The sequence below is a fragment of the Marinobacter sp. genome, from assembly GCF_041690615.1.
Lineage (GTDB): Bacteria > Pseudomonadota > Gammaproteobacteria > Pseudomonadales > Oleiphilaceae > Marinobacter.
On record NZ_JAWLGY010000006.1, the window covers coordinates 145,262 to 156,078 of the forward strand.

Here is a 10,817-nt window from a genome sequence, read left to right on the forward strand (position 1 = left end):
GCATGGTGTTGTCCGATCTCTCCATCAAGCGCCCGGTCTTTGCCACGGTTCTCAGCCTGCTGATCGTGGTGTTCGGGGTTGCTGCCCTGCTCGATCTGCCGGTACGGGAATATCCGGATATTGATCCCCCCATCGTATCCATTTCCACCAACTACACCGGCGCTGCGGCCGAGGTGGTCGACACGCAGATTACCCAGGTTGTGGAAGGTGCCATCAGCGGGATCGAGGGCATTCGCTCCATTGAGTCCTCTACCGAACAGGGTGAGTCCCGCACCAGTATCGAATTCAATATCTCCCGGGATGTGGATATCGCCGCTAACGACGTGCGGGATGCGGTATCACGGATTGCCGATCAGTTGCCGGAAGAGGCCGATGCCCCAGTGGTACAGAAGGCGGACTCCGATGCCCGCCCCATGATGTGGATAACCCTTCGCAGCCAGGTCTGGGACAGTGCCGAACTCAGCGATTTCGCCGACCGGGTATTGGTAGACCGGTTGTCCGTACTGGATGGGGTGGCGGATGTACGCATCGGCGGTGAGCGCCGATACGCAATCCGGGTATGGCTCGACCGGGACCGGCTTGCTGCCCGGAACATTACCGTGGCCGAGGTGGAGCGGGCCCTGAGGGCCAATAACGTGGAGCTTCCGGCGGGGTCGGTGGACTCTTCCACCCGTAACTTTACGGTACGTGCCGAAGGGCGTCTCAATGACGTGGAACAGTTCCGCAACCTGGTCGTGCGTCGCGATAACAATGACCTGGTGCGACTGGGTGAAGTGGCCAATGTGCAGATGGGCGTGGAGTCAGACGTCAGTCGCCTGCGGGCCAATGGTGAAACGGCCATCGGCATGGGCGTGATCCGCCAGTCCAAGGCCAACACCGTGGCGGTTTCCGATGCCGTGCGGGAAGAACTGGTTCATATCCGGGAAACCCTGCCACCGGAAGTGAGTATTACCGAGAGCTACGACGAATCCATATTCATACGGGCCTCCATCAGGGAGGTCATTACCACCCTGGCGATCGCGGTTTCCCTGGTGATCCTGGTGATTTTCCTGTTCCTGCGCTCCTGGCGGGCCACCCTGATACCGGCGGTGACCATACCGGTGGCTGTCATCGGAGCGTTTATCGGTCTGGGATTCCTGGGTTTCTCCATTAACGTGCTGACCCTGCTGGCGATCATCCTCGCCATTGGCCTGGTGGTGGATGATGCCATCGTCATGCTGGAGAACATCCAGCGCCGTATCGATAACGGTGAACCACCGCTGCTGGCGTCGTTCCGGGGGGCCAAGCAGGTCGCCTTTGCCATCGTGGCGACGACACTGACACTGGTAGCCGTGTTTATCCCCATCTCCTTCATGGGGGGAAATATTGGCCGGTTGTTCGCCGAGTTCGGTTTCACCCTGGCAGCGGCGGTGGTGTTCTCCAGCTTCGTCGCACTGACCCTGGCTCCGATGCTGTGCTCGAAGTGGCTGCGACACAGCCCCGAATCCGCCGAGGGCCACCGGCTTTGGGCGGCCAGCGAGAAGGTGCTCAATGGCCTGACCAACGGCTATGCCCGCATGCTCCGCTTCTCCTTGCGTCAGCCCGGGTTGATTATCGGTCTGGGCCTTGCCGGCCTGGTGATAGCCTTTGTGGTTTTCCCCAAGCTGGCCCAGGAGCTGGCCCCTATAGAGGATCGTGGTGTCATCATCATGCCCACCGACGCCCCCCGGGGTTCGACGGTCGAGTACACCGACCACTATGTGCGTCAGGCTGAAGAGCGACTGTTGCCCTATCTGGATGAAGGTATTGCCAACCGGCTGCTGGCCATCGTGGGTTTTCGTGATGAGGAAGATAACGCCTTCATGATTATGGGGCTGGAACACTGGGACCAGCGGGATGTGAAGCAACAGCAGATCACCAGTGAGATCCGGAACAAGCTGTCCGATATCTCCGGTGTGCGGGTGATTGCGGTCAACCCGCCGGGCCTTGGTCAGCGTGGCTTCAACCAGCCGGTGGAATTTGTGGTGGCCGGGCCGGACTACGAGTCGGTCCAGCGATGGAGTGAGGAAATCGTCAGTAAGGCGAAGGAAAACGACAGACTTCTCAACGTTGATACTGACTTCGAACTGACCCGCCCGGAACTGCGGGTCACCATTGACCGGGAACGGGCAGCGGACCTGGACATCACCGTGGAGGATGTAGGTCTCACCCTGCAGACCATGCTGGCCTCCCGCCAGGTGACAACCTACCTGGACCGGGGGCAGGAATACGACGTCATCGTACAGGCCAGTGACGCCAACCGGGCCACCCCTTCCGATCTGAGTCAGATATTCATGCGGCCCAGGGATGGCGGCGAGCTGATTCCCCTGGCGGCCCTGGTAAGCATGGAGGAAATCGGTGCCAACCCGGATCTGCGCCGGATCGACCGGTTGCCGGCAGTGGTGATCAGCGCTTCGCTGGCGGATGGCTACGACCTGGGCAGTGCCCTGACATATCTGAATAACCTCGCGGCGGACAACCTGCCCCCGGAAGCCCGGATCAGCTACAAGGGCCTGAGCCAGGAGTTCCAGGAGTCCTCCAATGCCATCTACCTGACCTTCGGCCTGGCGTTCATCATTGTATTCCTGGTATTGGCGGCCCAGTTCGAAAGCTGGATCCATCCGATGATCATCATGCTCACGGTACCCCTGGCAGTTACCGGTGCCTTGATGGCCCTGTTCTGGTCGGGAATCAGCCTGAACATCTACAGTCAGATTGGCATCGTGATGCTGCTGGGCCTGATGGCCAAGAACGGGATACTGATGGTGGAGTTCGCCAACCAGCTACGGGACCAGGGCCATAACGTGCGGGATGCCATCCTGGAAGGCTCGATACTGCGCTTCCGGCCGGTGCTGATGACCACCATATCCACCGTGTTCGGCGCCGTTCCCCTGGTGATTGCCACCGGTGCCGGTGCGGAGAGCCGCGCCGCTATCGGTATGGTGATTCTGGGTGGCCTGGTGTTTGCCACTACCCTGACGCTGTTCCTGATTCCCGTGCTGTACAACCTGCTGGCCCGATTTGCCAGGTCGGCTAATACGGTTGAAAGGGCGCTGGAGCGAGAGGAACAAGCGGAGCGTGCAAGGGGCACCGGAGCACTTTCAGCGGCCCGGAGTCCTGAGCGTCCTGTCGAGTAGATTCATGGCATACCCGGCCTGTATTCGGGCCGGATGACCTGCCCGTGGACACTGCGCTGAGTAGCCGTCTCAATTTGCCCGGAATTCTGTGGATAAAATCATGGATAATTTGGGTATGATCTTTTGATAGATTTCTAAAAATCGTTTTAAATCAATAATAAAGGTTATTAAAAACGCTGTTTTCAGACGGTTTATTCTGTGGATAACTCTCTTGAAAAGTTTTGTGAACACTCTATTTCAAGCCCATGAAATAGCGGGATAATTAGGTAGTTCCCCGTATCCGGAGCCCATCACCCTCTACAATTAGTCCCTGTCTGGTTAAAATTTGCCCACTGACACTGCAAAGCCATTGCACTTGCAGGTATACTGCCCTGCTGATTTTTCCCCCGCTTTCGAGGTGATTCTGTGGATTTTCCGACCCGTTTCGACGTCATTGTCATTGGCGGTGGCCATGCCGGTACCGAGGCCGCCCTCGCCGCGGCCCGCATGGGCTCGCAGACACTGCTGCTGACCCATAACATCGAGACCCTGGGCCAGATGTCCTGCAACCCGGCCATTGGTGGTATCGGCAAGAGTCATCTGGTGAAGGAAATCGACGCCCTCGGCGGCGCCATGGCGAAGGCTACCGACCACGCCGGTATCCAGTTCCGCGTGCTGAACAGCCGCAAGGGCCCTGCGGTGCGTGCTACTCGCGCCCAGGCTGACCGGGTGCTGTACAAGGCGGCAATCCGTGAAATCCTGGAAAACCAGCCCAACCTGATGCTTTTCCAACAGGCCGCTGATGACCTGGTTGTGGAAAACGACCGGGTGACCGGAGTGGTCACCAACACGGGTATCCGATTCAACGCGAAGACCGTGGTGCTCACCACCGGCACCTTCCTGGGTGGCGTTATCCACATTGGCATGCAGAACCATGCCGGCGGTCGTGCCGGCGATGCACCGGCCAATGCGCTAGCGAAGCGATTACGGGAGCTGCCCTTCAACGTCGGTCGCCTGAAAACCGGCACCCCGCCCCGCATCGATGCCCGTACGGTGGATTTCTCCGTTATGGACGAACAGTGGGGCGACAACCCTACGCCGCTCATGTCCTTCATGGGTTCCCGGGACCAGCATCCCCGTCAGGTCTGCTGCTACGTCACCCGAACCACTGCCGAAACCCATGACATCATTCGCAGCGGCTTTGATCGCTCGCCCATGTTTGCCGGTGAGATTGAAGGTGTCGGTCCCCGGTACTGTCCTTCCATTGAGGACAAGGTGAACCGGTTTGCAGACAAGGACTCCCACCAGATCTTTGTGGAGCCTGAGGGGCTGAATACCCACGAACTCTATCCCAACGGCATCTCCACCAGCTTGCCGTTTGATATCCAGATCGCGGCGGTGCGCTCGATCCCGGGTTTTGAGAACGCCCATATTACCCGTCCTGGCTATGCCATCGAGTATGATTACCTGAATCCCCAGGACCTGCGTCATACCCTGGAGACCAAGTTTATCGGTGGCCTGTTCTTTGCTGGCCAGATCAACGGTACCACCGGCTATGAAGAGGCCGGCGCCCAGGGCCTGCTCGCGGGCCTGAATGCGTCCCTGCAGGCCCAGGACAAGGAGCCCTGGTATCCTCGTCGGGACGAGGCCTATATCGGTGTACTGGTGGATGACCTGATCACCATGGGTACCTCCGAACCCTACCGCATGTTCACCAGCCGCGCGGAATATCGCCTGATCCTGCGGGAAGACAACGCCGACCTGCGCCTGACCGAAACTGGCTATCACCTGGGGCTGGTGGATGAGGCCCGGTGGCGCCGCTTCAACGAGAAGCGGGATGCCATTGCCACCGAGCGCCAGCGCCTGGAAACCACCCGTATCCACCCGAACACGGATCAGTCATCGATCGCTGACGGCTACCTGAAGCAGCCAATGAACCGAGATAACACCCTGGCCGAGCTGCTGCGCCGGCCGGAGATCAGCTATACCGAGGTCGCCGAGATCGGCGGTCATCGTGCCGGCGCTGATGACGTTGAGCAGCAGGTGGAGATCGAGATCAAGTATGAAGGCTATATTTCCCGGCAGGAGGACGAGATCGAGCGTCTGCGCCGGAATGAGGAAACCCGCCTGCCCGATGACTTTGACTTTGATGCGGTAGGCGGTCTGTCCAACGAGATCCGCCAGAAACTCAAGGACGTGCGTCCGGAAACCATAGCCCAGGCTTCCCGTATCCAGGGCGTAACCCCGGCCGCAGTCTCCCAGTTACTGGTGCACCTGAAAAAGCGGGATCTGCTCCGCAAGCAGTCGGCCTGACGGAGGGCCGGCATGAGCGAAGCATTATGGCAACGGCAATTGTCCGACGGACTGATCGCCATGGAGCTGGAGTTGTCCACAGGCCAGCAGCAACAACTGCTGGCCTTTCTGGCACTGCTGAACAAGTGGAACCGGGCCTATAATCTCACTGCTGTGCGGGAGCCCCGGCAGATGGTACCCCGGCAGTTGCTGGACAGCCTGACCCTGATGCCCTTTATCACCACAGACCGGGTGCTGGATGTGGGCGCCGGCGGCGGCCTGCCGGGGATACCCCTGGCTATCGCCTGTCCGGGGCGCCGGTTCACCCTGCTGGACAGCAACAGCAAGAAGACCCGCTTCCTCACCCAGTGCCAGCTCGAGCTTCGGCTGGATCACGTTGACGTGATCCATGGCCGTGCCGAGGATTGTGAGCCATCGCAGCCGTTCCGGCAGATCACCAGCCGGGCCTTTACCGCCCTGCCCAACCTGGTGACCTGGTGCGCAGACCTGCTGGCGGATGACGGCCAGTTCCTTGCCATGAAAGGCCAGTTCCCGGATGATGAGGTGTCTTCCCTGCCGGCAGGCTGGCAGCTGGCCGAACACCACCGACTGGACTATCCCGGTTGTGATGGTGAGCGCCACTTGCTGGTGATCAGCCGGACGTCTGCACCACAGGATTCCACTACAGGAGGCTAGCCATGGCTCGCGTTATCGCCGTGACCAACCAGAAAGGCGGGGTCGGCAAGACCACCACCTGTGTCAATCTGGCGGCATCCCTGGCAGCCACCAAACGTCGTGTCCTGCTGGTGGATATGGACCCCCAGGGCAACGCCACCATGGGTAGTGGCGTGGACAAGAATGGTGTGCAGCTGTCCGGCTATGACGTACTGACGAAACGGGCTGGTGCCAGCGAGGTGATCGTGCCGGTGGAAAACGGCGGCTTCGACCTGCTGCCGGCCAATGGCGATCTCACGGCGGCGGAAGTGGAGCTGATGAACGAGATCGGCCGGGAACACCGGTTGCGGCTTTGCCTGAATACCATTCGCGAAAACTACGATTACATCCTGATCGACTGTCCGCCTTCCCTGAATCTGCTGACTGTGAACGCCCTGTCTGCCGCCGATACCGTACTGATCCCCATGCAGTGCGAGTACTATGCCCTGGAGGGCCTGGCGGCCCTGATGAACACCATTGAGCAGATCCAGGAAACGGTCAATCCGGACCTGCAGATCGAAGGTATCCTTCGCACCATGTACGATCCCCGCAACAGCCTGACCCTGGACGTCTCCGGTCAGCTGTCGGAGTACTTTGGCGACAAGGTCTACAAGGCCGTGATTCCCCGCAATGTCCGGCTGGCGGAAGCGCCAAGCTACGGCCTGCCCGCACTGAAGTATGATCGTGCCTCCAAGGGTGCGGTGGCTTACCTGGCCCTGGCCGGTGAAATGGTCCGGCGCCATGGCAGTCGCAAGACGACTGGCAGCGTTGCGGTGTAACATAGGGCGCCTTGACGACCGACGAATTCTTCATTGTGGATAAATGACAACGACCATGGCGGCAAAGAAACGAGGATTGGGTGAACGGGGTCTCGGTGCCCTGCTGGCGAACTCCCGGGTGAACCTGGAAGAGGAACCCCGCAGCCACGATGGCGAACTGCGGGAGATTCCCATCGACCTGATCCAGCGTGGCCGCTACCAGCCCCGTCGCGATATGGACCCCGCTGCCCTGCAGGAGCTGGCGGACTCCATCCGGCAACAGGGCATCATGCAGCCAGTGGTGGTCCGGCCGATCCAGGAAGGCCGTTATGAGCTGATTGCCGGTGAACGTCGCTGGCGCGCTGCCCAGTTGGCGGAACTGGACCGCATGCCCGCCATTGTCCGTGACGTACCGGACGAAGCGGCCATCGCCATGGCGCTGATCGAAAATATCCAGCGTGAAAACCTCAATCCCATCGAGGAAGCCTTCGCACTGCAACGCCTGCAGGACGAATTCGGGTTGACCCAGGCCCAGGTCGCGGAAGCTGTGGGCAAGTCCCGTACCACCATTACCAATCTGTTGCGCCTGATTGGTCTGTCTGAAGACGTTCGTATCATGCTCGAGCACGGCGACCTGGAGATGGGTCATGGCCGAGCCATGCTCTCACTGCCGCCGGAGCAGCAACTGCAGGTTGCCCGGCAGGTCGTCGCAAAGTCCCTGTCTGTTCGCCAGACGGAAGCGCTGGTGCGGCGGATACAGAGCGAGACCCCCGGAAAGAAGCCCCGCAAGGGTGAAGTTGATCCAAACATCCGGGCCCTGCAGGATGACCTGGCCGAACGTCTCGGCGCCAGGGTCTCCATCGACCATGGCCAGCGAGGCAAGGGTAAGCTTGTTATCGAATACAGTTCCCTGGACGAACTGGACGGAATTCTGGGTCATATCCGCTGATCGTCATTTTAATTTGCCGGCCAGGCACATCTCTTTTTGAAACAGGATTTCATATTGAATACCACATCTCGTGATGGGATCAGCTCACAGGCACAACTTGTGTAATTCGCGTTCGAACGGTGCCTGAAGTGACCAAAAAACCACCAGATTTTCGCGTTGGTTGAGTTGAACAGCTTTCGGTTAACACATATAATTCCCGCGCTTGGAATAGCGGCAGGTTGTTAGTCATGGCAAAGTCCGGACATCGTCTTAACCGGGTGCCGCTGCTCCGCTGGCTGGTCATTGAAAGTACAGCCATCGTTGTGATGGCCCTTTTATGGGCCACTCAGGGTGTTCTGGCCGGTTATTCCGCCCTCGTAGGCGGTCTTATTTTTCTGGTGCCAAATACCTGGTTTGCCTACCAGGTCTACAAGGTTGAAGGGGCGCGTAACATGTCCCGGATGGTAGGCAACCTGTTCAGGGCGGAGTCGATCAAGCTCGCCCTTACCGCAGTGTTTTTTGCGGCCGTTTTCAACTTGATGGAGCCGATCCATGTGCCGGCTCTGTTATTCACTTTTGCTGTGATGGTTGTGATGGGCGCAGCCCTGCGCTGGTTCATGCGGCCAAGACCACAGCGATGACTGGACGAGAAGCAGTATGGCAGCTGATACCCCAGTAGATTATATAAAGCACCACCTCACCAACCTGACCTACGGCAAGTTGCCCGAAGGCTATGAGCGTGCGGACGGCTCCGTGGTTGAAGAAACCACCTGGACCATGGCACGCACTGCCCAGGAAGCCGCAGACATGGGCTTCATGGCCGTGCATGTGGACACCATGGGCTGGTCCATCGCCATGGGCGTGTTGTTCCTTGGCCTGTTCCGCTTCGCCGCGAAGAAAGCCACATCCGGACAGCCCGGTGGTCTTCAGAACATGGTGGAGATGACGGTCGAGTTTGTTCAGGGCATCGTCCGTGACGTATTCCACGGCAAGAACCCGCTGATTGCACCGCTGGCGCTGACCATGTTTGTGTGGATCCTGCTGATGAATACCCTCAAGCTGATCCCGGTCGACTATATTCCCACCATTGCCCATGCCATGGGGCTTGAGTACTTCAAGATTGTTCCCACTACCGACCCCAACGGTACCTTCGGTATCTCTATCGGTGTGTTCCTGCTGATCCTGTTCTACAGCTTCAAGGTCAAGGGGCCGGGCGGCTTCCTCAAGGAGTTGTCGTTCACGCCGTTCAACCACTGGGCGCTGGTTCCCTTCAACCTGGTGCTGGAGTTGCTGGCGCTGATCATCAAGCCCGTCAGTCTGGCATTGCGGCTGTTTGGCAACATGTACGCCGGTGAGGTTGTGTTCATCCTTATCGCTCTGTTACCACTGTGGATCCAGTGGACGCTGAACGTGCCCTGGGCGATCTTCCATATCCTGGTTGTTACCCTGCAGGCCTTTATCTTTACAACGCTGGCTGTGGTCTACCTCAGCGCAGCACACGAAGACCACTGATACTTATTCAATCAATAACCCTTAACCATCTGAGAAAACTGAGGAGCCTTCAATGGAAATGGTATTTATCGCAGCTGCACTGATCATCGGTCTGGGCGCCCTGGGCGCTGGCATCGGCTTCGGTCTGCTGGGCGGCAAACTGCTCGAGTCCACTGCACGTCAGCCGGAAATGGCGAACCAGCTGCAAACCAAGACCTTCATCATGGCCGGTCTGCTGGACGCGGTACCCATGATCGGCGTTGGTATCGCGATGTACCTGATCTTCGTTGTTGCTGGTTAATTTCGGCCGTCAAGGACGGGCGCCAGAGAGCGGCGCCCGGTTTTACGGACACCAGGACGCAACGAATAGCTAGAGGTATATTGCCGTGAATATAAACCTTACGTTGATAGGGCAATCGATTGCCTTCGCTATTTTCGTCTGGTTCTGCGTCAAGTACGTCTGGCCTCCGATTACCGAGGCCATGAACGCACGCCAGAAAAAAATAGCCGATGGTCTGTCTGCTGCAGACCGCGCTTCGCTGGACCTTGAGCTGGCCCAGGAAAAAGCCGCTCAGGAACTGCGCGCCGCGAAGGAAGAAGCCGCTGCCCTGATCGAACAGGCCAACAAGCGGGCAAGCCAGATTGTCGAAGACTCCAAGAGCGAGGCTCGCACCGAGGGTCAGAAACTCATCGATCAGGCCCATGCCGAAATCGAGCAGGAGCGCGTCAAGGCGCGTGATGCCCTGCGTGCCGAAGTGGCTGCCCTGGCCGTCGCCGGCGCCGAGAAGATCCTGGAAAAATCTGTCGATGCCAACGCACACAGCGAGATGCTGGACAAGCTCGCTGCCGAACTTTAAACGAGGTTCATCATGGCAGAACTGACAACGCTGGCACGCCCCTACGCCCGGGCAGTCTTCGAGACCGCCGAGAGTCAGGGCACCCTGGCTCACTGGTCCGAGGTGCTGACCCTGGCAGGACAGGTGGCCGCCAACAGCGACGTGAAAGAGCTTCTCGCGCATCCGGGTGTCGACCGGTCAACCAAGGCAGACATCATTCTGGAATTTGCCGGTACCGAGGTTTCCGAACCGGTCCGCAACTTCTTCGCCATTCTCGCTGAAAGAGGCCGTCTCGCGCTGCTTCCGCAGATCTCCGAACTGTTCCGCAAGTTCCGCGCGGACCTGGAACGCACTGTCGAGATTGATGTCACCGCAGCCTTCGAGCTGACGGAAGAACAGCAACAGAAACTGGCCGAGGCCCTGTCGAAGAAACTCGAGCGGCAGGTAACGCTTTCCACCCAGGCAGACAAGGCCCTGATCGGCGGCGTCATCGTACGCACCGGCGACATGGTGATCGACGCCTCTGTACGTGGAAAGCTGGAAAAACTCGCCGACACACTGGGCGCCTGATTTCAGCACAAGGTTTGAGGACAAAGGCATGCAGCAACTGAATCCATCCGAGATCAGTGACATCATCAAGAAGAGAATCGAAAAGCTCGATATC

Annotated in this window: 10 protein-coding genes; all 10 read left to right on the forward strand. The window is 58.9% G+C overall.

Annotated features, from left to right (window positions below; translation table 11 throughout):
- Positions 1 to 2: 2 nt before the first annotated feature.
- The 10 genes from ACESMZ_RS06740 to ACESMZ_RS06785 all read left to right on the forward strand — a co-directional run bounded on the left by ACESMZ_RS06740 (position 3) and on the right by ACESMZ_RS06785 (position 10,723).
- A complete protein-coding gene (locus ACESMZ_RS06740; protein WP_372972386.1) occupies positions 3 to 3,155 on the forward strand; it encodes an efflux RND transporter permease subunit in 3,153 nt (1,050 codons plus the stop codon).
- A 405-nt stretch (positions 3,156 to 3,560) separates the two neighbouring features.
- Positions 3,561 to 5,447, forward strand: a complete 1,887-nt coding sequence (gene mnmG / locus ACESMZ_RS06745; RefSeq protein WP_372972387.1) for a tRNA uridine-5-carboxymethylaminomethyl(34) synthesis enzyme MnmG — start codon at positions 3,561 to 3,563, stop codon at positions 5,445 to 5,447.
- Positions 5,448 to 5,459: 12 nt separating this feature from the next.
- Complete coding sequence (gene rsmG, locus ACESMZ_RS06750) at positions 5,460 to 6,122, forward strand: 16S rRNA (guanine(527)-N(7))-methyltransferase RsmG (RefSeq protein WP_372972388.1); 663 nt, start codon at positions 5,460 to 5,462, stop codon at positions 6,120 to 6,122.
- Positions 6,123 to 6,124: 2 nt separating this feature from the next.
- Positions 6,125 to 6,919, forward strand: a complete 795-nt coding sequence (locus ACESMZ_RS06755) for a ParA family protein (RefSeq protein WP_372972389.1) — start codon at positions 6,125 to 6,127, stop codon at positions 6,917 to 6,919.
- A 55-nt stretch (positions 6,920 to 6,974) separates the two neighbouring features.
- The gene (locus ACESMZ_RS06760) at positions 6,975 to 7,847 is read left to right on the forward strand and encodes a ParB/RepB/Spo0J family partition protein (protein ID WP_372972390.1); all 873 of its coding nucleotides are present in this window, start codon (positions 6,975 to 6,977) and stop codon (positions 7,845 to 7,847) included.
- Between the two features lie 227 nt (positions 7,848 to 8,074).
- The gene (locus tag ACESMZ_RS06765; RefSeq protein WP_372972391.1) at positions 8,075 to 8,467 is read left to right on the forward strand and encodes an ATP synthase subunit I; all 393 of its coding nucleotides are present in this window, start codon (positions 8,075 to 8,077) and stop codon (positions 8,465 to 8,467) included.
- Between the two features lie 16 nt (positions 8,468 to 8,483).
- Positions 8,484 to 9,338 (forward strand): F0F1 ATP synthase subunit A, encoded by an 855-nt coding sequence (gene atpB / locus ACESMZ_RS06770; RefSeq protein ID WP_372972392.1) that lies wholly within the window; start codon positions 8,484 to 8,486, stop codon positions 9,336 to 9,338.
- A 52-nt stretch (positions 9,339 to 9,390) separates the two neighbouring features.
- A complete protein-coding gene (atpE, locus tag ACESMZ_RS06775; RefSeq protein WP_091850834.1) occupies positions 9,391 to 9,618 on the forward strand; it encodes a F0F1 ATP synthase subunit C in 228 nt (75 codons plus the stop codon).
- An 85-nt stretch (positions 9,619 to 9,703) separates the two neighbouring features.
- Positions 9,704 to 10,174, forward strand: coding sequence for a F0F1 ATP synthase subunit B (locus ACESMZ_RS06780; protein ID WP_372972393.1), 471 nt, complete (start codon positions 9,704 to 9,706; stop codon positions 10,172 to 10,174).
- Positions 10,175 to 10,186: 12 nt separating this feature from the next.
- Positions 10,187 to 10,723 carry a F0F1 ATP synthase subunit delta gene (locus ACESMZ_RS06785; protein ID WP_372972394.1) on the forward strand — a complete coding sequence of 179 codons (537 nt, stop codon included), beginning with the start codon at positions 10,187 to 10,189 and terminating at the stop codon, positions 10,721 to 10,723.
- Positions 10,724 to 10,817 lie beyond the last annotated feature (94 nt).

Excerpts from the sequence above, each read along its gene's own strand:
- ACESMZ_RS06740 (WP_372972386.1), top strand. The coding sequence starts at position 3 with ATGGTGTTGTCCGATCTCTCCATCAAGCGCCCGGTCTTTGCCACGGTT.
- rsmG (WP_372972388.1), top strand. The coding sequence starts at position 5,460 with ATGAGCGAAGCATTATGGCAACGGCAATTGTCCGACGGACTGATCGCC.
- ACESMZ_RS06755 (WP_372972389.1), top strand. The coding sequence starts at position 6,125 with ATGGCTCGCGTTATCGCCGTGACCAACCAGAAAGGCGGGGTCGGCAAG.
- ACESMZ_RS06760 (WP_372972390.1), top strand. The coding sequence starts at position 6,975 with ATGGCGGCAAAGAAACGAGGATTGGGTGAACGGGGTCTCGGTGCCCTG.
- ACESMZ_RS06765 (WP_372972391.1), top strand. The coding sequence starts at position 8,075 with ATGGCAAAGTCCGGACATCGTCTTAACCGGGTGCCGCTGCTCCGCTGG.
- atpB (WP_372972392.1), top strand. The coding sequence starts at position 8,484 with ATGGCAGCTGATACCCCAGTAGATTATATAAAGCACCACCTCACCAAC.
- atpE (WP_091850834.1), top strand. The coding sequence starts at position 9,391 with ATGGAAATGGTATTTATCGCAGCTGCACTGATCATCGGTCTGGGCGCC.
- ACESMZ_RS06785 (WP_372972394.1), top strand. The coding sequence starts at position 10,187 with ATGGCAGAACTGACAACGCTGGCACGCCCCTACGCCCGGGCAGTCTTC.